Annotated in this window: 23 protein-coding genes; 4 read left to right on the top strand and 19 right to left on the bottom strand. The window is 58.5% G+C overall.

Annotated elements, in window-relative coordinates; genetic code table 11:
* Positions 1 to 9 precede the first annotated feature (9 nt).
* The 16 genes from PFY00_RS06090 to PFY00_RS06015 form a co-directional block, all read right to left on the bottom strand.
* Positions 10 to 1,311, bottom strand: a complete 1,302-nt coding sequence (locus PFY00_RS06090; RefSeq protein ID WP_271431650.1) for a HupE/UreJ family protein — start codon at positions 1,309 to 1,311, stop codon at positions 10 to 12.
* 87 nt (positions 1,312 to 1,398) lie between these two features.
* The gene (gene phoB, locus PFY00_RS06085; RefSeq protein ID WP_271431649.1) at positions 1,399 to 2,088 is read right to left on the bottom strand and encodes a phosphate regulon transcriptional regulator PhoB; all 690 of its coding nucleotides are present in this window, start codon (positions 2,086 to 2,088) and stop codon (positions 1,399 to 1,401) included.
* Between the two features lie 3 nt (positions 2,089 to 2,091).
* Positions 2,092 to 2,835, bottom strand: coding sequence for a phosphate signaling complex protein PhoU (gene phoU, locus PFY00_RS06080; RefSeq protein ID WP_271431648.1), 744 nt, complete (start codon positions 2,833 to 2,835; stop codon positions 2,092 to 2,094).
* 4 nt (positions 2,836 to 2,839) lie between these two features.
* Entirely contained in the window at positions 2,840 to 3,640 is an 801-nt protein-coding gene (pstB, locus tag PFY00_RS06075) for a phosphate ABC transporter ATP-binding protein PstB (RefSeq protein WP_271431647.1), read from the bottom strand.
* Between the two features lie 35 nt (positions 3,641 to 3,675).
* Complete coding sequence (gene pstA / locus PFY00_RS06070) at positions 3,676 to 5,034, bottom strand: phosphate ABC transporter permease PstA (RefSeq protein ID WP_271431646.1); 1,359 nt, start codon at positions 5,032 to 5,034, stop codon at positions 3,676 to 3,678.
* A complete protein-coding gene (gene pstC / locus PFY00_RS06065; RefSeq protein WP_271431645.1) occupies positions 5,034 to 6,506 on the bottom strand; it encodes a phosphate ABC transporter permease subunit PstC in 1,473 nt (490 codons plus the stop codon). The genes pstA and pstC overlap by 1 nt, the downstream gene beginning before the upstream one ends.
* A 107-nt stretch (positions 6,507 to 6,613) precedes the next feature.
* A complete protein-coding gene (locus tag PFY00_RS06060) occupies positions 6,614 to 7,651 on the bottom strand; it encodes a substrate-binding domain-containing protein (RefSeq protein ID WP_271431644.1) in 1,038 nt (345 codons plus the stop codon).
* A gap of 257 nt (positions 7,652 to 7,908) precedes the next feature.
* Complete coding sequence (locus PFY00_RS06055) at positions 7,909 to 8,763, bottom strand: phosphogluconate dehydrogenase C-terminal domain-containing protein (RefSeq protein ID WP_271431643.1); 855 nt, start codon at positions 8,761 to 8,763, stop codon at positions 7,909 to 7,911.
* A gap of 1 nt (position 8,764) precedes the next feature.
* The gene (locus PFY00_RS06050; RefSeq protein ID WP_271431642.1) at positions 8,765 to 10,138 is read right to left on the bottom strand and encodes a four-carbon acid sugar kinase family protein; all 1,374 of its coding nucleotides are present in this window, start codon (positions 10,136 to 10,138) and stop codon (positions 8,765 to 8,767) included.
* Positions 10,135 to 11,382, bottom strand: coding sequence for a ribulose-bisphosphate carboxylase large subunit family protein (locus PFY00_RS06045; protein WP_271431641.1), 1,248 nt, complete (start codon positions 11,380 to 11,382; stop codon positions 10,135 to 10,137). Before PFY00_RS06045 ends, PFY00_RS06050 begins: the two co-directional genes overlap by 4 nt.
* Before the next feature lie 104 nt (positions 11,383 to 11,486).
* A complete protein-coding gene (nanR, locus tag PFY00_RS06040) occupies positions 11,487 to 12,203 on the bottom strand; it encodes a transcriptional regulator NanR (RefSeq protein WP_271431640.1) in 717 nt (238 codons plus the stop codon).
* Positions 12,204 to 12,247: 44 nt separating this feature from the next.
* Positions 12,248 to 13,282, bottom strand: coding sequence for an ATP-binding protein (locus PFY00_RS06035; protein WP_271431639.1), 1,035 nt, complete (start codon positions 13,280 to 13,282; stop codon positions 12,248 to 12,250).
* The gene (locus PFY00_RS06030; RefSeq protein ID WP_271431638.1) at positions 13,279 to 14,457 is read right to left on the bottom strand and encodes a trans-sulfuration enzyme family protein; all 1,179 of its coding nucleotides are present in this window, start codon (positions 14,455 to 14,457) and stop codon (positions 13,279 to 13,281) included. The genes PFY00_RS06035 and PFY00_RS06030 overlap by 4 nt, the downstream gene beginning before the upstream one ends.
* A gap of 16 nt (positions 14,458 to 14,473) precedes the next feature.
* Positions 14,474 to 14,995 carry a gamma carbonic anhydrase family protein gene (locus tag PFY00_RS06025; protein WP_271431637.1) on the bottom strand — a complete coding sequence of 174 codons (522 nt, stop codon included), beginning with the start codon at positions 14,993 to 14,995 and terminating at the stop codon, positions 14,474 to 14,476.
* Positions 14,992 to 15,648 carry a guanylate kinase gene (gene gmk, locus PFY00_RS06020; RefSeq protein WP_271431636.1) on the bottom strand — a complete coding sequence of 219 codons (657 nt, stop codon included), beginning with the start codon at positions 15,646 to 15,648 and terminating at the stop codon, positions 14,992 to 14,994. Before gmk ends, PFY00_RS06025 begins: the two co-directional genes overlap by 4 nt.
* Positions 15,649 to 15,652: 4 nt before the next feature.
* Positions 15,653 to 16,543, bottom strand: a complete 891-nt coding sequence (locus PFY00_RS06015; RefSeq protein WP_271431635.1) for a YicC/YloC family endoribonuclease — start codon at positions 16,541 to 16,543, stop codon at positions 15,653 to 15,655.
* Positions 16,544 to 16,797: 254 nt separating this feature from the next.
* Between PFY00_RS06015 and PFY00_RS06010 the strand changes: the two genes are divergently transcribed.
* Positions 16,798 to 17,475, top strand: coding sequence for a PAS domain-containing protein (locus PFY00_RS06010; RefSeq protein ID WP_271431634.1), 678 nt, complete (start codon positions 16,798 to 16,800; stop codon positions 17,473 to 17,475).
* Between the two features lie 91 nt (positions 17,476 to 17,566).
* Here the strand turns inward: PFY00_RS06010 and PFY00_RS06005 are convergent, their stop codons facing one another.
* Complete coding sequence (locus tag PFY00_RS06005; protein ID WP_271431633.1) at positions 17,567 to 18,937, bottom strand: class II 3-deoxy-7-phosphoheptulonate synthase; 1,371 nt, start codon at positions 18,935 to 18,937, stop codon at positions 17,567 to 17,569.
* Positions 18,938 to 19,129: 192 nt separating this feature from the next.
* Here PFY00_RS06005 and PFY00_RS06000 point away from each other — a divergent pair, with 192 nt between their 5' ends.
* Complete coding sequence (locus PFY00_RS06000; protein ID WP_271431632.1) at positions 19,130 to 20,140, top strand: GlxA family transcriptional regulator; 1,011 nt, start codon at positions 19,130 to 19,132, stop codon at positions 20,138 to 20,140.
* Positions 20,137 to 20,643 (top strand): GNAT family N-acetyltransferase, encoded by a 507-nt coding sequence (locus tag PFY00_RS05995; protein WP_271431631.1) that lies wholly within the window; start codon positions 20,137 to 20,139, stop codon positions 20,641 to 20,643. Before PFY00_RS06000 ends, PFY00_RS05995 begins: the two co-directional genes overlap by 4 nt.
* On the opposite strand, the gene PFY00_RS05990 is transcribed toward PFY00_RS05995, so the two are convergent.
* Positions 20,640 to 21,062, bottom strand: a complete 423-nt coding sequence (locus PFY00_RS05990) for a hypothetical protein (protein ID WP_271431630.1) — start codon at positions 21,060 to 21,062, stop codon at positions 20,640 to 20,642. The two genes, PFY00_RS05995 and PFY00_RS05990, sit on opposite strands and share 4 nt — an antisense overlap.
* Positions 21,063 to 21,155: 93 nt before the next feature.
* Positions 21,156 to 22,262, bottom strand: coding sequence for a PQQ-dependent sugar dehydrogenase (locus PFY00_RS05985; protein WP_271431629.1), 1,107 nt, complete (start codon positions 22,260 to 22,262; stop codon positions 21,156 to 21,158).
* A gap of 183 nt (positions 22,263 to 22,445) precedes the next feature.
* On the opposite strand from PFY00_RS05985, the gene PFY00_RS05980 reads away from it, so the two are divergent.
* Positions 22,446 to 23,642, top strand: coding sequence for an ABC transporter substrate-binding protein (locus PFY00_RS05980; protein ID WP_271431628.1), 1,197 nt, complete (start codon positions 22,446 to 22,448; stop codon positions 23,640 to 23,642).
* The last annotated feature ends 23 nt before the right edge of the window (positions 23,643 to 23,665 follow it).

Genomic DNA, 23,665 nt, shown 5'->3' with positions numbered 1-23,665 from the left:
ATGTCACGTTTACAGGAAAACGCGCTCAACGAACCAATAGGCGCCAACCAGTGCGATGCCGCAAGATGCGGGAACCGCCACGAATTTGCGGTAGGCATCCAGATGATCGATGAAACTGGCCGAGAGCACGCATAGCCCGGCAACGGCCGCCAGCGGCCAGAAGAACACCGGAGCGCCTGCGCCCATCGTCTGCACAAAGCCAGGACCGTTCAAGACAAAGCCGAGCGCAACAAAGGCCACAGCCAAGACGCCATAGGTGATTTGCCCCGTACGCACATCCGCTTCGCCGCGATCCACCCGCTGAGCCAGTGCCACCAGAAGGAACGCGATTGCAATGACGGTCAGCTGCCCGATTTCGACGCCGATGTTAAAGCCGATCAAGGCCGGAATGAATTGCCCTTCCGGCAGACCAAAGTCGCCCAGGACCGATGCAAAACCCAACCCGTGCAGCAAGCCGAACACGAAAATCACCAAGGGCCGCCATTTGTGCAGCTTGTCCGAAACGATATTCTCGACGGCAACATAGACAATCGAAGCGGCAATGATCGGCTCGACGATAGAGCCGGGAATATTCACATAGCCCAAGGCGCCAAGCGCCAATGTCACTGTATGAGCCAGCGTAAAGGCTGATACCTGCCAAATCAGCGTTCCAAGATGCGTCGACAACAGAAACAGGCCCAGCACGAACAGGATATGATCCAGACCTTTGGGCAGGATATGGTCGAAACCGACCGGGATATATGACCCGAATGTGGCCCAGGCCCCTTTTGCATCACCACCTTCAACGGCGATTGGACCGCTGCTTTGCCCCGCCAAATAGCCGGTATAGCCGTCCTCAACCCCGACCTGCCGTAAAATCAGCGTGCCGTAGCTGGCAGGCCAGCTGATCTCAACGCTCTGAGTGCCTTCGGGCAGCGCTGCTTCAAGGCGCACGCGGCTGTCCCGTGGCAGCTCGACATTGCCAATCTCATCGACGTCGACTTCGCTCAGCGCAAGCGTCAGGGCCGTGCCGCCCGCCTTGGCCGCCAAACCGTCGGACAGCTCGGGTGCAAAGGCACGCAGGCGTTCAGCCAGCACCTCGGGCGCAAGCGCGCGCAAAGCATCGACTTGGTCGGACCCGTCGGTGTCATTGGTATCTTCGACACCTTCCAGATCAATGCCAGCCAACAACGCTTCGGCATTCAGTTGCAGCGACAGACTCAGCTTGCCATCCGCCACGGACATATCACCAATGGCTGGCCGCACTTCATGTGCAGCCGCGACATTCGCAAAAGCCAGAAAGCCCAGTAAACCAAACAGGATACGCATCATCCCAACCCTTGTTGTTGTCCCGACCGGCCAAGAGTTGACGCCCGTGATCCGAATTTCAAGCAGATTTTGCCGCCCGGGCAATAGGATCTAACCCAAGGCGTATCCCGCACCGCGCACGGTACGCAGCGGATCGTCACCACCATTGGCGCAGAGCGCTTTTCTAAGGCGGCCGATATGAACATCAACGGTGCGTGTGTCGACATAGATGTCCCTGCCCCAAACCCGGTCCAGCAATTGTTCCCGGCTGTAAACGCGCCCCGGCTTTTCCATGAAATGTGCCAGCAACCTGTATTCGGTGGGCCCAAGTTTGAGCGCGATTCCCGCCCGCGTCACACGGTGGGTTTCAGGATCGAGCATGATGTCTTCGAATTCGAGCATGACCCCGACCGCAGCTGGACGGGCCCGCCGCAATTGTGCACGCACGCGGGCAATCAGTTCGGCCACCGAGTAGGGTTTGACCACGTAGTCGTCCGCACCGGTTTCAAGACCGCGCACCTTGTCGACTTCTTCAGAGCGTGCAGACAACATGATCACCGGGATACCGCGGGTGTCTGATCTGGTTTTGATCTGCCTGCAGACCTCAATCCCCGAAACGGTCGGGAGCATCCAGTCCAGCACAATGATGTCCGGTGTTTCCTCGTCCAGCAGCAGCAGACCTTCTTCGCCGTCCGCGGCCCTGGCAACCCGAAAGCCCTCGGCCTCAAGATTGTAGCCCAGCACCTCACGTTGTGCCGGTTCGTCCTCGACCACCAGCACCAGTGGGCTTGTCGCACTCATGGATTATTCCTCGCCCAGACCCAGGGCCTGAGGGTCGCTCATTTGAGCATCGACCGAGGTACGGTCCATTTTGACCCGCGTCTCATCGGGCTTTTCCCCGGTGGTCAGAAAGACAACCTGTTCGGCAATTGATGTCACATGATCGCCCATGCGTTCTATGTTCTTGGCAATGAAGTGCAGGTGCATACAGGCGGTGATGTTGCGCGGATCTTCGAGCATGAAGGTCAGAAACTCGCGAAACAGCGTGTTGTACATCTGGTCCACTTCGCGGTCGCGATCGATTACATCGAGCGCCAGCGCATCGTCTCGCTGAATATAGCTGTCCAGCGCGTCCTTGAGCATCCGGTCCACGTCGCGCGCAAGACGGCGCAGCGAAATGCCGGTTTCCCCCACCGCTGGTTGCTGGACAAGCACGGAGGTGCGCTTGGCGATGTTCTTTGCGTAGTCCCCGATCCGCTCAAGGTTTCCGGCAATCTTCATCACCGACAGGATGACACGCAAATCGATCGCGGCGGGTGCGCGCAGCGCGATCACACGGGCACAATCCTCATTGATCTGTTCCTCCAGAATGTCGATCGCCTTGTCACCAGCGCGAACCTGTTCCCCCAGTTCAATGTCTCGGGTTTCCAGAGCAATACCAGCATTGCGAATAGCAACTTCAACCAGACCGCCCATTTTCATGATTTTGGCCTGAATGGCTTCGAGATCGCGATCAAACGCGCGGGAAATATGTGGGGAAGTATTCATCTGCTTATCCAATCCGCCCGGTGATGTAGTTTTCCGTCCGCTGATCCTGCGGGTTGGTGAAAATCTGCGCGGTGTCACCATATTCCACGATCTCGCCAAGGTGGAAATACGCTGTGCGTTGGCTCACCCGGCTGGCCTGCTGCATCGAGTGGGTGACGATCACCACCGAATAGTTCTGCTGCAGATCGGCGATCAGGTTTTCGACCAGTTCTGTGGCAATCGGATCAAGGGCCGAACACGGCTCGTCCATCAGGAGCACTTCAGGCTCGGTCGCCACAGCCCGCGCGATGCACAGACGCTGCTGCTGACCACCAGAGAGCCCCGTTCCCGGCGCATCCAGGCGGTCCTTGACCTCGTCCCAGATCGCACCCCGCCGCAGAGCCTTTTCAACGATCTCGTCCAGATCGGCCTTGTTCTTGGCCATCCCGTGAATACGGGGACCATAGGCCACGTTGTCGTAGATCGACTTTGGAAAAGGGTTTGGTTTCTGAAACACCATCCCGACCTTGGCCCGCAGTTGCACCGGATCGATCCGTTTGTCGTAGATATCCTCACCATCGATCTCGACTTTGCCCTCAACACGGCAGATATCGATGGTGTCATTCATCCGGTTCAAACACCGCAGAAACGTGGATTTTCCGCAACCGGACGGGCCTATAAAGGCTGTGACCGTCTTATCTTCGATGTCCACGGTGACATCCTTGATGGCGTGATTGTCGGCATAGTAAACCTGCACGTCGCGCGCTGAAATCTTAACATCGGTCACGCTGATGTCCTTTCCGGTCGTCGTCGTTGTGTCATACATAGTGGCCCCTCCGGCGCGAAGATATGGCGAAGTGCCTACCAGCGGCGCTCAAAGCGACGGCGCAGCAAAATGGCGATGATGTTCATGGTCAGCAGGAAAACCAGCAAGATGATGATCCCGCCCCATGCCCGCTCATAGTAGGCCGGGTCTGCCCGCTTGGCCCATTCGTAGATTTGCGCCGGCATGGCCGAATTGGGATCGAGAAAGCCCGAGGCAATCCCGTCCGGCACATTGGTCGCGATATAGCCCACCATGCCGATCAGGAGCAGCGGCGCTGTTTCGCCCAGTGCCTGCGCCAAACCGATGATCGTACCGGTCAGGATGCCGGGCATCGCCAGCGGAAGAACATGGTGAAAAACCGACTGCATTTTCGAGGCGCCAACCCCGAGCGCCGCATCCCGGATCGACGGTGGCACTGCCTTGAGCGAGGCACGGGTCGAGATGATGATCGTCGGCAGCGTCATCAACGTCAGAACCAAGCCGCCCACCAAGGGCGCCGATTGGGGCAGATGCGCAAACTGGATAAAGACCGCCAGACCAAGGATACCAAAGACAATGGAAGGCACCGCCGCAAGGTTCGAGATATTCACCTCGATCAGATCGGTCCAACGGTTCTTGGGGGCAAATTCTTCAAGATAGATCGAGGCGGCGACACCAATCGGCAAGGCCAGAACCAGCACCACCACCATCATGAACAAGGATCCGAGCATAGAAACACCCATGCCAGCCTGTTCCGGGCGGCTTTCAGAGGCATCGGCCCCCAAAATGAAGTCCACGTTGAACTGCTTTTTGATGATCCCGGCTTGCTGAAAAGCATCGACGAGATCGAGATGTTCCGCATCGATGTTCTTGTCCCGGGCGACATCCTCGCGCTGGACCCGGCCCTTGAGGTAGCCATCAACCCGGCTGGATGCCAACATCCGAAATTCGACGGTCTGGCCAATCAGGCTTGGATCATCGATCACCGTGTCACGCACCTGCGCGGCAGCCGACGCTGACAACAAAGCCTTCATGTTCTTGCGCTTGGTCAGGGGCGTTTCAATGTTGAGCGCCGCAATCTTGTCGAACACCGCCTGCTGGATCAGCGGGGTGTAGCCAAAGGTCGAAACCTTCTTGATATCATCGAGATTGCGTTCACCCTTTTTGTCCAGCTTTGCTTCATCCAGATAGACCGGCACGGTGATGAAACTCTGTTGGAATGCGCCGACGCCCGATCCGATGATTGTCACCAGCAGCACAACCAAAAAGAACAGCCCCGCGCCGATGGCTGCGATCCCGTACATCTGGAATCGCTTTTCAGCTGCGTTGCGTTTTCTGGTGCGCGCATCTTCTGCGAGCAGCGAGCTGGTGGATACGGGCGGTTTGCCCGTTTGTTGCATGCTGGTATCCGTCATCAGTCGTACTGCTCCCGGTACTTGCGGACGATATAAAGCGCGAGGACATTCAGCCCGAGTGTCATGACAAACAGGCTCATACCCAGTGCAAAGGCGACCAAGGCTTCGGGGGACGCAAAATCGCTATCGCCGGTAAGCTGACTGACAATCTTGGCCGTTACGGTCGTCATGGCTTCAAAGGGGTTCAGGGACAAACGGGCCGCTGCCCCTGCCCCCAGCACCACGATCATTGTCTCTCCGATCGCCCGGCTGGCCGCGAGCAGGATCGCACCCACGATACCCGGCAGTGCTGCGGGCAGGATCACCTGCTTGATGGTTTCGGATTTCGTGGCGCCCAGCCCGTAGGATCCATCGCGCATGGATTGCGGCACCGCATTGATGATGTCGTCAGACAACGAACTGACGAAGGGGATCAACATGATGCCCATGGCAATACCGGCGGTCATGACAGCGCGCTGACCCTGCATCCAGCCAACCGTGTCATCGCCAAAGGCAGTCATCAGGATCGGGCCAATCGTCAACAAAGCAAAAAGGCCATAAACGATCGTCGGAATGCCGGCCAGAACCTCCAGCATCGGCTTGGCGACGCTGCGAACCGGCTTGGATGCATATTCGCTCAGATAGACTGCTGCGAACAATCCAATGGGCACAGCCACCAGCAGCGCCACGAAAGAGATATAGATGGTGCCCCATAGCAGCGGCAGAATGCCCAACTCGGACGCGCCGCCGCGACCGGAAAAGCTTGGGGCCCATTTCAGCGAGGTAAAGAACTCCATCGCCGGATACAGACGAAAAAATTCAACCGTGTTGAAGATCAGCGAAAGCACAATGCCAAGAGTCGTCAATATGGCGATCGATGCCGCCGCGATCAGAATGGCCAAAACAGCCTTTTCCACCGTGTTCCGCGCCCGAAACTTTGCCGATATCTGCGACAGGCCCCAGAACATGCCCGCAAAGGCGACGGCGATGACAGCGATGGCCATGTACAGCGTCGCCGTGGCGCTGGTCTGGCGGTACTGCTGCGCTGCCAGCAAAACCGGGCGCGTGATGTCCGACGTCACGATCTGACCTGCGTCCTTGAGCTGCTGGGTGATCACGGTCACGTCGGCCTGAGGATCGTCGGCCATGGCCATCTCAATCACACCGGCCTCAATGGCCCGATCCAGCCCTTCGGCAGTCCGCCGTACCTCGGCAAGCGCCAACCCAAGACTTGATCCTTCGGCAATTTCAGTTTCGGGGATCATCTGGGAAATTGAGTTGTTGATCAGCATCGGCTGAGCAATCAACCACACGATCATGACCCCAAAGGCCGGGAACACCGTCTTGATCAGCGCGTTCCAGCCATAATAGCTGGGCAGAGAATGCAACAGACGACGATCGCCCCCCACAACGCCAAACGCGCGGGTCCGGCCGACAAAATAGCCGGTCGCCCCAAGGCCGATCACGATCAAGAAAAGCCAAAGTACAGGCATGCATCCCCCGGAAGCATCAGTTTGGTAAAGGTCCTAAAAGACGTAACGGGGCGGCGAAATATGCCGCCCCGGCCTTGCTCGGGGCTTGGTCGGCCCCCAAAAGCGGGTCACATGGCGTCGCCCATGATTTGTTCGTCCGCGATCATGTCTTGGGTCATTTCCAGTTCAGGATCAGACACCAGACCATATTCAGCCAGCGGTCCGTCGGGGCCTGCAATCTCTTCTGCCACAAAGAATTCAGCGAATTCCTTGAGGCCCGGGATCACTCCGATGTGGGCTTTCTTGATGTAGAAGTAGAGCGGACGCGACACAGGATATTCGCCGCTGGAAATGCTGTCGGTCGAAGGCGTGACCCCGGCCATATCCGCCACTTTCAGCTTGTCTGTGTTGTTCTCATAAAACGCGAGGCCGAACACACCCACGGCATTTGAATTGGCATCGATCGAGGCCAATGTTTCGGTGTAGTCGCCATCGATATCGACCGCCCGGCCGTCGGACATCACCTCGAGGCAGGCATCTTCTGCATCGTGCTCAGACATTCCGGCTTCGATCATCGCCGCCATTGCGCCGGTTTGCTCGCATCCGACTGCGATCACCTTTTCTTCGAACACTTCACGGGTGCCGTGCTTGGTGCCGGGAATGAAGGCAAGGATGTCTTCTGCGGGCAAATCTGCGTTGAAGTCTGCCCACTGCTTATAGGGGTTATCAACCAGTGCACCGTCCACCATGACCTTGGGCGCCAGCGCGTTGAACAGATCAGCCTGAGTAAAAGACGTGTAGTCCGGCCCGTCCAGCTGCGATGCAAAGACGATCCCGTCATAGCCGATACGCACCTCGATAATATCGGTCACACCATTCTCGGCGCAGGCCTTGATTTCCTTTTCGCGGATCTTGCGCGATGCATTGGCAATGTCGGTGTGCTCTTCGCCAACGCCCTGACAAAACCGCTTAAGACCGGCCGACGATCCGCCCGATTCAACAACCGGTGTTGGGAAGTCGAAGTTTTCGCCAAAGGCTTCGGCGACGATCGACGCATATGGCAGAACCGTCGAGGAACCCGCCACCTGAACGTTGTCACGCGCAGAGGCTGTTGTCGCAGTGACGGCAGCAATCGCAATCGCAGACGCGGTCAGTTTCAATGTCATTGTCTTCTCCACAATAGCAGACATCGGTCGCCCCTGTGACGACCGTATGCAATGCGGTCTAAGAGCGCTCGGCTATGCTTTTGTGACAGTTGTGTAACGGTTTTATGACAGGTGAATTTTTATCCTGCCAAATGGATATTTGGCATCGAGTTTTTTGCCTGTACCGACGCGATCCGCCCTCATCGCAATGCAAACATAAGGGCGCGGCCCTTTGGGTTGCCGCCCCTGTCTGCTGGTTTGCCTGATCCTTGGCCGGATTACGTGTCGATGCCTTCGGGGTGGCAAATGTCGATCACGGACTGCCTGACCGCCTCGGTCGAAAAGATGTTGTCCAGCCAGTCTTCCTTGAAAATCCTCGGCTTGGCCTGATTGACCGCGTGAATGGCGCCGTCCGAAAGCTTGCCTTCGGGGAAGATGTCAAAGGCGATAGCCAGCAGAATCTTCATATGTCCAAGCAGAAAATCATGCGCCGCATCCTTGGGAACGCCCATGGCCTCAGCCTTGTCCGCAGCTTCGCGTAGGGCCATGCACATGGTTGCGCCAACCGATTCCGACAGAGCCGGTTCGAGGATCGCGATCTGTTCAAGCGTGCAACGATGCGACCGGGACACCGGGCCGTAAATGCGTTTGGCGATGTCCTCGCACAAGGCGTAGTGCTCTTCCGGGCCTTGGATCAGAGCGCAGACAATCCCTTGCGGCGCATCAATCCCGCCAAAGAAATCCCGCTGGACCGCTTCATCCGGGGTGAAATCAAAGATTGGTGGATGGCAGGGATGCGAACAAAAATAGGTAACATCGTCCCGTTTGGGCATCTCACCGGCGTAGGGCGCCGCCGCATCCAGAACGACGAGCGCCGCGCCGGGCTTTACATCATCGATGATCGAATGGGCGATCTTACCGATCATCCGGTCCGGAACCGCCAGAAGAACCACATCGGCTTCACCTATATTGTCGGTTCCCGCAACGGACTGAAGCCCTGCTTTCTGTGCCAGTCTTTCACGGCCCGCTTCGGAAATTTCGATGTGCTCAACATCATAGGGCGAGTCGATCAGGTTCTTGGACAGGCGCACACCCATTTTTCCGCCCGCACCCATCAAGGCAATTCTGGTCATCTCATTGGTCCTCTTGCTGTGTTCCACCACCGGCACGCACCGCGCCGAAATAGTCTGTTGCGCCCATCTGACCGCCCTTCAGCGCCAGTTCGAGGCCGTCAAATCTCGGGTTCTCCGAAAACGCCCGGCACAGCGCCGCCGCCGGGATCGTCGGGGCCAAAGCCTTCAGCGCATAGATTCCCAACTGCTGTGTCGCATGGCCCGAGGTGTCGCCACCGGAAATGATCGCACGCCGACAATCGGTTTGTTCGAGCAACCGGCGCAGCACACGGCCAAGCGCCGCACCAATGCGCCCGCGCGCGTCCTCGAGCGGCATCCCTGCGGCGCACGCCGCCGCTTCAAAAGCCGCAATTGCGGGATCATCCGGCCCTTTGGCGGCAAAAATCAAAGGCTGCATGCCGCGCTCCAGGGCCTGCAGCGCTTCGGTGACGGCCTGATCTTCGGCCTCTGCCGAGCCGGCCGTCCCGAGCACGGCAGCGGCGTCAAAGCGTACGCCTGCAAAACCGTTGTCCAAAGCCCAGTCGATTTGTGCCGCCGTCACAACCGAGGCGGAGCCTGAAACCACAACAAGCCGATCTGTGTGGCCGGCGCTTGGAACAGCTGGTTCCGCCTCAAGAAGTCCCTGCGCACGCCAGTAGGCGATCAAAGCATACAGCACCCCTTGTGATCCAATGCCAAACCGCCCTGTCGCGCGGTTCTCCCAGATCAACGCGCCCGCTGCGGCAAGCGATGTTTCATCTACGGCATCGAGGGAAACGATCCGCGCCTCTTGCTGAACACGCCCCAGCGCGCCCTGCCCGTCCACCGCCAGATCACGGATGGAGACCAGACCTGACGGCAGATCGGTCTGCGCGGCCAAGTGACGGCACAAATCAGATTCGACCATCGGCGTTACGGGATGGCGCGCCATGACGGGATGACGGTCCAGCCGGTAGTTCCCACCCGGCCCCGCCGCAAACAAGTGACCAAAGACCTGCCATCGCCCAATATCGGGCGCTGCAACCAGCATTGGCATCCAGTCGCTTTGAAAGTGATCCAGAGCCAGTTCCACCGCGCAACCGATCGAGCCCACATCAGGGGCGCTGTCGAAGGTGGAACAGACTTTATAGAAATTGAACGGCGCTTTCAGCCCAGCCAGAGCTTGATAGACCTTTGGCAACTCACGGCGCATCCACTGCGGTGAATGCGATCTGGACACACCCGCGATCCCGATACCGCGGGCATCAGCAAAACGGGCGATTTGTTCCGGTGTTGGAACATCGACAAAGAGCACCGCATCCAGACCGGCAAAGGCAAAGACCTCCATCGTTGCCGCGGCGCCTGTGAAATCATCCCCATACCAGGCGGCCAGCAATCCGTCAGGCAGTGCGGTCATGACCGATACCAATTCAGCGCCGACGCCAAGGCTGGGTGCGTTGCGGCATAGTCATCCGCCGGAACACCGGCGATGGCCGCATCCCATGCTTCGCGCAGCGCCTTTACCCCTGTGGCTGGCCCCTGCGGATGCGCCATGATCCCGCCGCCAGCGGTATAGATCAGGTCAGCCGTACCCAGCCGTTCATAGGTTTCCCAAGGCTGCAAAACCGTCTGACCGGATGAAAACACCGGCATCACCGCGCAGGCTTTGCTGTCAAACATCGGCTCCAGACAGGATTTGGCCGCCGCGATAACACTGTCGTTGTCTTCACTGAATTTGTTGTTCAGACCGTTCACATGCATGTGGTCAGCCCCGGCCAGACGCCAAAGCTTGGACCATGCCGGATAGGACCACCCCAGTGCCGGGTGCCGGGAGAGATAGCCCCATCCGTTGCGATGCGCGTGGATCGGCAGTTCAGTGTGACGCGCCAGCGCCAGCATGCCGCCCAGCCCCACCGAATTGACACTGACCATCACACAGGTGCCGCCCAGATCACGCACCAGGTCGTGACGGGCCCGCATGTCGTCTATTTCGCCTGTCAGGTTGAAGGCGTACATGACCTTTTTACCCGTGCGCTGGCTGTGTTCATCCAAGACCGTCATGACGGCGCGCACCCGCTCTTCGAACGGACAGGATGGGCCGTTTGCCTGCAACTCATCATCCTTGATGAAATCAATCCCGGCCTTTGCCAGCGTGGCGGCAAGTGCAGCAGTCTCGGAAGGGTTCAAGCCGACACTCGGCTTGATAATCGTGCCGATCATCGGGCCCTTGGCCACGCCGGCCAACTGGCGCGTTCCGTCGACCCCGAATTGCGGCCCGGGATAGGCCTTTGCAAAGGCTTCGGGCAAACGGAAATCCAGCAGACGCAATCCCGAAACTTCCTGCAATTCAAACAGGTTGCCAGCGATTGTTGCCATGAGATTGGGCAAATCTGGACCAGTGTTCTGCAACGGCCACGACAAAGTAATCTTTGCCTGAACAACACAGGATCCGGATTTTGCACCGGGCAAACTGGGGCCTGCAATGGATCCAAGCACATCCAGCTTTTCTAAGCGCGCGCCTGAGCGTTCCTTCAGCTCTGACGTTTCCCCCGGCACAGCAACGAAGGTACCGGATGATTGCTCGCCCGCCAGAACCAAGGCGGCGCGTTCTGGATCGATGGATGTTTCCATCAAATAGTCAGCTTCGATCCGCACAACCACGGCTCACCCTTCCGGAATCATTCTGTGTCTTGCCGCATACTCATCATACCAGTTTATCAAGTCAAGAAATCATACCAGTTAGGCACATCTCGAAACAGTGCCGTCTAACCGGTCTGCGGTTTGCGGTATTGTTTGTTAGCGCGGTTGAGATGATCGCTCATTCGTTGCCCGGCCAACGCACAGGCCCCTTGGTCGATCGCATCCAGAATTGCACCGTGTTCATCCACGGTCACAGACTCATGCCCTTCGGCACGCACCAACCCTGTATGAAATTCTGCCAGCCAATCGAACAGCGACCGGCTCAGCCCCTGAAAGATTGCGTTGCCAGACATGTCGGCGATACGGGCATGAAAAGCGCCATCCAGACGCAAAAACTCGGCCGAATTCTCACGGGCATCAGACTGACGACCCAATATGTCGCGCAATGCCGCGATGTCGCGGTCTGTGCGATTGGCAGCCGCAAGGCCGGCCATCTGCGCCTCAAACAAGGCGCGCGCCTGTTTAAGATCATCCAGCGATGTGTCCGAATGAACCAGACTGTGTCGCACAGACTCGCCGAGCTGACCCAACAAGGCGGGCATGGAAGGTGAGGCAACCTTGGGCCTCTCACCATGCCGGATATCGATCAATCCAGCAGATTGCAGCGATTGCATAGCCTCGCGTACGACAGGACGACCAACACCGAACTGGGCCATCAGGGCACGTTCAGAAGGAATGACATCGCCCGGCGCCAACCCTTCGGTTTTAATCAGTTCCAGCAGCCGTTCACGCACTTCGTCCGATAGCTTGCGACGACGGTTAGTGTCTTTCTCGACGCTCATGGCCATGGTTCCTGGCTTCAGCGGCCTGTGCCGCGCATTCCCGGTTATTCAAGCGGCAACAAGACGGTAAAGCAGCTGCCCTGTCCCGGATCAGACTGTATTTCGATCCGTCCACGATGACGTTCAACGATATGTTTGACGATGGCAAGCCCGAGCCCGGTGCCGCCTTTTTCCCGCGACCGATGGCCATCGACGCGATAAAACCGTTCGGTCAGACGCGGCACATGCAAGGATGCAATCCCCGGCCCCGTATCGCGCACGGCAAGACGCACGCCCTTGTTTCGCAGTTTTGGCTCATAGTCCGGAGCACCAAGGGACACCGTGACATGGGCCCCTTTTCCGGAATACTTCACAGCGTTTTCCAGCAGGTTGGTGATCACTTGCCGCAACTGATCTTCGTCACCACAGACGCGCTGCACGGGATTGGCCAGATCAAGGGTAACGGACACCTGTGCGTCATTGGCCAAGGGGGCCAATGCGTGTTCGGCCGCCTGAATCAAGGCAGCCAGGTCCACCGGGTCAGTGGGACGAATACGCGCCTCGCTTTCCACGCGGCTAAGCGACAACAAGTCACTCACCAACCGGTTCATGCGCTCCGCTTCGTTTCGCATGATGCCCAGAAACCGGTCACGGGCCGCCGCATCATTCGACGCTGGGCCTTTGAGCGTCTCAATAAAGCCCAGCAGCGCGGTCAGAGGCGTGCGCAGCTCATGGCTGACATTGGCAACGAAATCACGGCGGATCTGCCCGGCCCGCTCCATGGGCGTCGTGTCGATGAAACAAACCAGAACACCCGCGCGCCCCTTTGTCGTCACGGGGCGCACACTCACATCAAAGCTGGTGTCCTCGCCCCCTTCATTGCCGAGGTATTGCGCCGAGCGCGGCGCGCCATCTCGCAGGCTCGCTTCGATGCTGTCGAGCAGATCCGGTTGCCGCAGCGCAGTGATGAAGTGACGCCCGGTCAGACCTGAGCCCAGAAAATTGCAAGCCTCACGGTTGACCGCCGTAATCCGCTCGTCGGCGCCGATCACCAGCGCCGGAAGCGGGATTGCTTCAACCATCTGGGCCAGGTCTGTCATTTCACCGCGCGCGCGGCCTTTAATCCCGCCTCAAAGGTCGCGGTCAGCGCCTTGGGGTCTTCCAGACCGACGGATACCCGGAAGAAACCTTCGGAAATTCCCAAATCGGCGCGGGCATCGGGCGACAGGGCACGATGCGAGGAAGACGCGGGATGCGACAGTGTGGTGCCCACATCCCCCAAAGTCGGCGCAAAGGCCACGCCGTCCGCGGCGCGTACAAAGGCGTTGGCCGCAGCCCGCCCGCCTTCGATTTCAAAGCTGACCATGTTGCAGCCATAACCGCGCAACAATCCCTGTGCGCGCATGGCATCCGGATGATCCGCGCGGGTCGGATAAAGCACGCGCTTGACCCCTTTTTGCACCGACAAGTAAGCCGCGAGCGCCTCGGCCGTGGCCTGTGCCCGTTCAAAGCGCAGATCAAAAGTGGCCAAGCCGCGTTCAGCCAGCCAGCATTCCTGCGGGCTTGGCGTCATCCCGGTGGTGACTGCAAAAACCCGGATTTTGTCCATCAGGTCCTGATCGTTTGCGCCGACCCAACCCAAGGTAACGTCGGAATGCCCCGCCAAAAGCTTGGTCACGGAATGCAAGACAATGTCCGCGCCCAGTTCCAGCGGCCGAATGGCAGCGGGCGTCGTAAAGGTGTTGTCGACGACCAGCAGAATGCCACGATCCCGGCAGAGTTTGGCGATGCCTTCCACGTCCGCGACGCGCAGCGTCGGGTTGGAAACCACCTCGATCAAGGCAAGCCTTGTGTTGGGTTTCAAAGCAGCCTCGAACGCTGCCACATCCGTAGGATCGGCCAGACTTGTCTCGATCCCCAACCGAGGCAGGTCTTCGTTCATCATGCGCAGAGACCGACCATAGAGCTGATTGCCGCCGATCACATGGTCTCCGGCCTTGGTCAGCCCAAGCAACACGGCAGCCACCGCCGCCATGCCAGACCCCAGAACCAGCCCGTCCAGTGTGCGCTCCATGACGTCAATGCGCCGTGCCAGAGCATCAGCATTCGGATGCCCTTCGCGCGCGTAGGTGAATCCGGGCGTGCGCCCTTCGTACTGGGCGTCCAGCATGTCGGGATCGTCCGAGGCATAGACAACCGACGGATAGATCGGCGCCACGACAGGCCGGGACGCGCCCACATGGGGCACCTGTGGTCTTTGAATTGTATGCTTCATAGCTCAGCCCCTCTTGTCACAGCGCCCGCAGCCCTTTGGCAAAGCGCGCAGCGTTTTCCTGATAATGCAGCGCCGAGGCGCGCAGGTTTTGAATAGCGGCGTCATCCAACTGCCGCACGACCTTGCCCGGCACACCCATGACCAGACTGCCGTCCGGAATTTCCTTGCCTTCGGTTATCAACGCCCCTGCCCCAATCAGGCAGTTCTTGCCGATCTTGGCACCGTTCAGGATCGTTGCGCCCATACCAATGAGCGAGTTTTCCCCAATTGTGCAGCCGTGTAGCATGACCTTGTGACCAATGGTGCATCCAGCACCAATATCCAAAGGGAACCCCATGTCGGTATGGAACACGCAGTTTTCCTGAACATTGCTGCCTTCGCCTACGCGGATCAGTTCATTGTCGCCGCGCAGCGTGCTGCAGAACCAGACAGAGGCCCGTGCCTCTATCTCGATGCGGCCAATCAGGTTCGCATCCGGAGCAACCCATGCATCCGCGGCAACCCGTGGTTCGATATCATCCAAAGCGTAAAGGGTCATGCCAGATCCTCGAATTCTGTTTGAAGCGCGCGCACGTGGTCCACGAGGCCCGGCTGCTGCAAGCGGCGCAGGCGCGTCGCGGTGACGATTGTCTTGAGCCTGTCAAAGGTTGCTTCGAGATCATCATTCACCAGAACATAGTCATAGCTGCCCCAGTGGCTGATCTCGTCCCAGCTTTTCTGCATGCGCTTGCTGATCACCTCTTCGCTGTCCTGACCCCGACTGATCAGCCTGCGGCGCAATTCTGCGATTGATGGGGGCAGGATAAAGATGGACAGCGTATGCTGACCCAGCGCCGAGTTCACGATTTGCTGTGCGCCCTGCCAGTCAATATCAAACAATACATCGCGACCCTGCTCAATTGCCTTTTGCACCGGTGCCCGCGGGCTTCCATAGAAATGACCAAAGACATGGGCATGTTCGAGCATGCCATCTTCGGCAACGCTGCGCTTGAATGCGTCATCGGTCAGAAAGTGGTATTCACGGCCGTCCTGTTCGCCCGGACGCGGTGCGCGGGTTGTGGCCGAGACCGAAAAGCTCAGGCTTTCGTCCCACTCCAACAGCCGCCGGGACAGTGTGCTTTTGCCTGCGCCCGAAGGCGACGACAGGATAATCAAGAGACCGCGGCGATCAGCCGATGTTGATGGGGTCATAGGATCACTCCACGTTCTGGACTTGCTCGCGCATCTGATCAATCACGGTCTTGAGCGCAAGACCGACCTGCGTGAGCGCAGCGTCACCCGATTTACTGCAAAGCGTGTTGGCCTCGCGGTTGAACTCCTGCATCAGAAAGTCGAGCTTGCGGCCAATCGGCCCCTTTGTCTGCATCAGATCGCGCGCGGCAGTCACATGGGCACCCAGCCGGTCTATTTCTTCGGTGATGTCGGCCTTGACCGCGATCAGTGCCAGTTCCTGAGCAATGCGCGCTTCGTCCACACCGTCAGTGTTGTCCATCACCCGGGCCAACTGTGCCTTCATCCGTTCAGCCTGTGCGCCGGCCCTTGACCGGGCCGCATCGCTGGCCTGCGCGGTCAGAGTCTCGATCTCATCCACCTGCCGGGTCAGGATTTCGTTCAACTTGTCACCCTCGGCGATCCGCATCTCGCGAAACGCCTCAAGGGCCGCATCAAAACTGGCCATCAGGGCAGCCAGCAATGCCTTATGATCAACATCTGCGGCCCCGCTGGCCAGAACGCCGCGCAGCCCGAGGATGTCACCGGCGCGCGATGGTGCCAGCGTGACACCCATGGCCATGGCTTCGGTTTCGACCTCTGCCATTGCGTTTAGCATGCCGCGCAATTGCACAGGATCCACCGCAACAGTTTGCGCCTCTTCCCCTGCCTGAAGCTTGAGCGAAATCTGAACGTTGCCGCGACCAATGGCCTTGCCTGCACGCGTGCGAACGGCGGCTTCGAGCCCCTCGATCCAATCGGGAACGCGCAAGCGCAGATCCAGTCCCTTGCCATTCACACCGCGCAATTCCCACGTCCAGTCAAAGCCTGCACCGCTGCCCTGAAGGCTGGCAAAACCGGTCATTGATTGGCGCATGGTCTGTTCCTTGATGCATGAGTGTCGCTGCCTCTGGCCTATCCAGTCCCAGCGCCGCGCGCAAGACAACTTGGTTTGCAACGCGTTAACCCATTGTAGCGAATTTGAGCGAAATTGCGCGGGCAGGCTGATAGTAATCTTTTGGTAACGAAGATTACGCAGTTTGGGACAACATGAACTCGCCCCGACTGCGCCGAACTGGACGGAGCGCTGATATGTTGAGCAAGGGGAGTGGTTTTGGCAACGTGGTATCCATGACCGAGCGTGAACAAAGCAAGCATCGAACACCCCTGCGGATGGTCGAAGCATACTGGCACGGTCTTTGCGATGAGCGGCAGGTTCCGCTGCGCAGTGAGGTTGATCCGCGCGGCATCGAGAGCGCGCTTGAACATGCATTTTTGATCGAACGGATCGCGCCCCGGCTGGCCAAGTTCCGGGTCGCCGGTGCCCATCTGTCCGACCTGATGGGCATGCAGGTTGCCGGGATGCCACTGTCCAGCATCATCGCGCCTGCGGATCGTGATCGGCTGGGCGGTGCCGTGGCGCGGCTTTTTGCAGACCCGGCGATTGTTCGTATCCTGCTGCGCGGGGAAACCAGCTTTGGAAAGCCAGCGATTGATGGCGAATTGCTGTTAATGCCGCTTGAGTCAGATTTCGGCGATGTGTCCCGCGGATTGGGCGCCCTGATCACCAAAGGGCGCATCGGACGGGCCCCGCGGCGTTTCGACATTGTTCAGATCGAAATTGAACCATTGCTGCAACCCGGTGTGCGCGTGGCCACACAAATCGAAGCAGTTCCCTTTGGCGAAACACCGGCAGAATCCAAAGACCCTGCACTGGGCTTTGCCGAAGCGCGCGCAGCCTTTGAAACCGCTACGCTCCGACCAACCGAACGCCCACAATTGAAGCTGGTTGTCTCGAACGACGATTGACCAGCGGTACAGCGCTGGCTGATGGGGGATCAAAAAAAGCCCCGCGCTTCATGATCAAGCGCGGGGCCTATTTTTCTGATTGTCAGACCAATTAGCCGTTGGCTGCCTCGGACGCGGCATTGCGGCGGGCCGACAGCTCTTCGGCCACCAGGAATGCCAGTTCCAGCGACTGCGATGCATTCAGACGCGGGTCACAGGCTGTGTGGTATCGATCGGACAGATCCTCGTCTGTGACGGCATGAACGCCACCCGTGCATTCAGTCACGTTCTGGCCGGTCATTTCGAAATGAACACCGCCGGGGATCGTTCCCTCTGCCTGATGAACGCCAAAGAACTCTTTGACCTCACGCAGAACGGAATCGAACGGACGCGTTTTGTAGCCGGTCGAGGATTTGATCGTGTTGCCATGCATCGGATCACAGACCCAAACCACATTGGCGCCCTCTTCCTGAACGGCCTTGACCAGACGCGGCAGATGTTCCGCAACATTGCCTGCACCAAACCGGGCGATCAGCGTCAGTTTACCGGCTTCGTTTTCAGGGTTCAGCTTGGACATGAGAACCTTGAGGTCTTCGGCCGTGGTGGTTGGACCGCATTTCAGACCGACCGGGTTCAGAACCCCGCGAGCGAATTCGACGTGGGCGCCATCGGGTTGACGCGTCCGGTCACCAATCCAGACCATATGACCCGAGCCAGCCAGCCATTTGCCTGACGTGCTGTCCAGACGGCACAGAGCCTCTTCGTATTCCAGCAGCAGAGATTCATGGCTTGTGTAGAAATCCACTGTCTGAAGGCTGGGTTCCTGATCGCTGTCGAGACCCGCAGCCGAAATGAAATCAAGCGTGTCCGAGATCCGGTTGGCCATCTCGCGGAACCGGGCGGCCTTTTCGCTTTCGGTAAAGCCGAGAGTCCAGCTGTGGACCTGATGAACATCAGCGTAACCACCAGTCGAAAAGGCGCGCAGCAAGTTCAGAGTTGCCGCAGCTTGCGTGTAGGCCTGCAGCATCTTTTTCGGGTCGGGAATACGAGCCTCTGGCGTAAAGGCCAGCTCGTTGATGATGTCACCGCGGTAGCTGGGCAGTTCCAGACCATCGACGGTCTCTGTCGGCGCCGAACGTGGCTTGGCGAATTGGCCGGCCATGCGGCCCACTTTCACAACAGGAACCTTGGCACCGTATGTCAGCACCATTGCCATCTGCAGCATCACCTTGAAGGTGTCACGAATGCCGTCTGCGCTGAACTGATCAAACGCCTCGGCACAGTCGCCACCCTGAAGCAAAAACGCCTCGCCGCGCGACGCCGCGCCCAGTTGCTTTTTCAGCTTGCGCGCCTCACCGGCAAAGACCAGCGGTGGATACTTGGCCAGCTGTGCCTCGACCGAGTGCAACGCGTCCTGATCCGTATAATCCGGCATCTGAACCCGCGGTTTGTTGCGCCAGTTCGTTTTGTGCCATTCCGTCATGGTCTTCAATCTCCGGTGTGGTGCTCGACGTGAGCGTTAACAGGAACTCTGTATAGCGCTCTGCGTCAACCAAGACCAGAGGCGGAATCGCGCAACATGTCTTGACGCTTCCTTTGAGTTCTGACCATCTGAGAAGAAAGATGCCGCAAACGCCGAAAACGTGGTGCGGAATGGCAAAGGAATACCGCCAAGATGCTTCCTCCGGTTCAGCAAAACAGCGTTTCGGTTGACACGGTTCCCGACAAACCAAGACGCTTCGTGTTTGTACTGCTCGAAAACTTCACGCTGCTCAGCTTTGCGGCCGCGCTGGACTGCCTGCGCCTTGCCAACCAGATGTCTGGAAAGCCCCTGTATTCATGGCGTGTGGTGGGCGAAGGCGGTCAAACCATGGCTTGCTCAACGGGAACAGTGTTTCAGTTGGACGACGACCTGACAGAGTTGCACCGTGATGATACCATCGTCGTTTGCGGCGGACGGGACGTACAGGCCGCCACAACAAAACGCCTGTTGAACTGGTTGCGCCGCGAGGCCCGTAAGGGCATCCAGATTGGCGGCCTTTGCACGGCGTCTTACTCGCTTGCAGCCGCTGGACTGCTCGACGGCAAACGCACGACGATTCACTGGGAAAATCAGGACAGCTTTTCTGAAGAATTCGAAGAGGTGGAACTGACAAAATCGGTGTTCACGATTGATGGAAACCGGTTCTCGACCGCTGGCGGCACATCCTCGATCGACCTGTTTTTGCAGGTCATCTCAAATGAACATGGCGAAGAGCTGGCCAATGCTGTGGCCGATCAGCAGATTTACAGCTCGATCCGCACCGATCAGGACACACAGCGCCTGTCCGTGCCTACGCGTATTGGTGTCAGGCATCCGAAACTCAGCCAGGTCATCCAGATGATGGAAGCCAACATCGAAGAGCCGATCAGCCCTTCGATCCTGGCCTCGGAAGTTGGCATGTCGACCCGCCAGCTGGAGCGTTTGTTCCGGCGCTACCTGAACCGCTCGCCCAAGCGCTACTACATGGAACTGAGGCTGCAAAAAGCGCGTAACCTGCTGATGCAAACAGATATGAGCGTGATCAATGTCGCCTTGGCTTGCGGCTTTGCCTCGCCGTCGCATTTTTCGAAATGCTACCGTGCGCATTATGAAACCACGCCCTACCGCGAACGTGGTGCGCATGCATCACGCCTTTCGGTGTGATCCATACAAAGCGGCTGACACTGCGTCCGTTTTGCGATGCGGACCTCGATGCATTGCACAGTATTTTCTCGGATCCGCGGGCCATGCAGTATTGGGACAGGCCAGCCTGGAACGATCCCGAGAAAACAAAGGGCGTGCTTGCCGATTTCATGCGCCATGCCCCTCAGGACCACCTTGAGCTCGGCATCACGCTAGACGGCCAATTGATCGGCCGCGCCGGGCTTTGGCGACGCTACGAGATCGCCTACATCCTGCATCCGGATTATTGGGGTCACGGCTATGCAAGCGAAGCGGTCGCCGCGCTGATAGGCACGGTGTGGACCCAATTTCCCGATGCACCGGCCCTGACCGCCGAAATTGATCCGCGCAACCTGTCGTCTGCCAAGCTGCTGGGCAGACTTGGCTTTGAACTGACCGGCGTCGAAAAGGAAAACTTCGACTACGGCGGCATCGAGATGACCGACACCGCCTACTACAGGCTGAAACGCTCAAGCGACGCTTAAAACAAATTGTTCAATGCATTGAAATCGCTATTAAAACGGAAATTTATCGCCACGATCTTTCCGTCACGTTCATGGTAGAAAACGTAGACATAGAGGTAGTTCAAGCCGGTCCAATACGCGAGCAACTCTTGGTAAAAGCCGTTGTCATGTTCGGTGCGACGCAGAACTGAGACCTGCTCGAAGTCTACTGCATAGATCTGTTCGACCTGCGCATCGAGGTTGTCCAACTGAACGGTGGTCATTTCGTCCGCACCGCCAAAACGCAGCATAAGCTGCTGAATGTTCCGGGTTTTTGTCAGCTCATCCATCTGAGCGCGCATATCGGCATAGTCGTTGAACACCGAATCCGGTTGCTGGGCAGCAACCGGGGACGCAAGCAACATGGCGGCGAACGGTAGGGTCAAAAGGGCTGAACGCATAATGGCCTCCTGGTGAAATGCATCTCCAGAATGGCAGGGCTGCGCGCCGATGGCTAGGCGGGAATGCCAGACTTTGACACCGGCGCGGACGGTTCAGCCACCCGTTGCGGGGGCCAACCGATAGAGTGCGCCATTGCCGACCGACAGAAACCAAAGCGCGCCATCCGGGCCTTGCCGGACATCGCGAACACGCGAGGTTTCTTCGGATTCGATACGCTCCACCTCGGCCAGAGGGTCTCCGGAAAGTCTTGAAATATAACTGAATTTCAACGATCCAACAAAAGCATTTCCAGCCCAGTCCGAAACGACACCGTCATAGAATGTCATCCCGGACGGCGCGATTGATGGGTCCCAGTAGTGTACGGGCTGTTCCATGCCATCCTTTGCGGTGCCTTCGCCAATTTTGGATCCGTCATAGTTCACGCCATAGGAAATGACTGGCCAGCCAAAGTTCGCGCCTTTGGCAATCCGGTTCACTTCGTCCCCGCCCTTGGCACCATGTTCCGCCACCCAGATCTGTCCCTCGGCATCCATGGCCGCACCTTGCGGGTTGCGATGCCCATAGGACCAGATTTCATCCAAAGCCCCGCGCTGACCGACAAACGGATTGTCATCGGGCGCCCGCCCGTCCTTGGTGATCCGCAGAACCGATCCGTTGTGCATCTCAAGGTCTTGCGCCTGATCCGGATTGCCGCGATCGCCGATGGTCACGTACAAAGTGCCGTCCTGCGCTTCTACAAGCCTGGAGCCAAAGTGGAATCCTCCGCCTGTACCGCGCGCAATCTGAAAAATCGTTTCGCCGTCCTCAAGCGAGGTTCCATCCTCGGACAGTGTTGCCCGGTAAACGGCCGTCCCTGAGCCGCGCAGGAACTGCTTTTTCGCATAGGTGAAAAACAATTGCCGGCTTTGTGCAAAATCCCGAGGAACAAGAACATCCAGCAGGCCGCCCTGCCCGTCGACCAGAATCTTGGGAAGCCCCGAGATTTCACTGCGCTGACCATCTTTGAACGACAGCAACTCGCCATCCCTTTCGGTGATCAGGATGGTGCCATCGGGCAGAAAGCCAAAGGCCCAGGGCGTAAACAGGTCTTCGACGACCGCTTCGGCCTGCATCTGGCCCGCCATGGTATCCACTGGCCCGGCAAAGGACGCCGTCCCACAGATCAGGGACATCGAAATCAGACCCGCGCGAAAAACCATGAAAGACTCCTGCCTTTGTGTACTGGGAAACATATGGGGGCAGCACTGCCTGCGGCAAGGCCAAGTAGCCTGATCAACGCCACAATTTACGCTGGGGCAGGCATTTCCGCGGCCCCTTTTCTTTTCCCTGTGCCAGCCCTAATCTGAGGGCCGGACAAGAATGATCCAACAGGGAGATGAAACATGAAAAAACTGATGATCGCTACCGCGGCCAGCGCGCTGCTTGCCGGCGGCGCCTATGCAGATGGTCACGGGTCTGAACTGAAGCTGGGCGTGATCCTTGGCTTTACCGGCCCGATTGAATCGCTGACACCCGCTATGGCGGCAGGCGCTGAAATGGCAATGGCCGAAGTCACCGAAAGCGGCAAGCTGATGGACGGCATGTCTGTCATGCCCGTGCGCGCAGACAGCACATGCGTTGACGCGGCAGCGGCCTCCGCCGCAGCGGAACGTCTGATCACATCGGACGGCGTCAAAGGCATCATGGGTGCCGATTGCTCGGGTGTGACCGGTGCAATCCTGTCGAACGTCGCCGTGCCAAACGGCATCGTGATGGTATCGCCATCGGCGACATCGCCTGCTCTGTCGGCAGCCGAAGACAACGGTCTTTTCTTCCGCACCGCGCCATCCGATGCGCGTCAGGGCGAAGTTCTGGCCGGTATCCTGATGGAAAAAGGCGTCTCTTCCGTTGCGGTGACCTACACCAACAACGACTACGGCAAAGGCTTTGCTGACGCATTCCAGGCAGCCTATGAGGCCGCTGGTGGTTCTGTCACTCTGGCCGCGGCCCATGAAGATGGCAAAGCGGACTACTCGGCAGAAGTTGGCGCACTGGCATCCGCTGGCGGCGACGCGCTGGTTGTTCTGGGCTACGTCGATCAAGGTGGCGCAGGCGTCATTCAGGCCTCGTTGGACACCGGTGCATTCGACATGTTCGCCCTCGGCGACGGCATGATCGGTGACAGCCTGACAGCGGCCTTCGGCAGCGACATTGATGGCACCATCGGCACGGCTCCGGGTTCGGACAACGCAGGCGGCGCGATCTTTGCTGAAATGGCAAGCGCAGCCGGCATCGACGGCACCTCTGTCTACGCTGGCGAAAGCTATGACGCTGCAGCCCTGATCATGCTGGCCATGGCCGCCGCAGGTTCTGTTGAGCCCGGCGACTATGCAGCCAAAATCATGGACGTAGCCAATGCACCGGGCGAGCCGATCCTTCCCGGTGAGCTGGGCAAGGCCATCGAGATCCTCGCCGCAGGCGGTGATGTGGACTACGCAGGCGCCACAGGCGTTGAGCTGGTCGGCCCAGGCGAAGCCGCAGGCTCTTATGCGGAATATACCGTCAAGGATGGCGCATTGGCCGTTGTCGGCTACCGCTGATCTGACGAACGAGAAAACAGAAG

The sequence above is a fragment of the Thalassococcus lentus genome, from assembly GCF_028023555.1.
In the GTDB taxonomy this organism is placed as follows: domain Bacteria; phylum Pseudomonadota; class Alphaproteobacteria; order Rhodobacterales; family Rhodobacteraceae; genus Thalassococcus_A; species Thalassococcus_A lentus.
The sequence above is the reverse complement of the archived record's forward strand: the minus strand, read 5'-3'. Positions and strand labels throughout refer to the sequence as shown.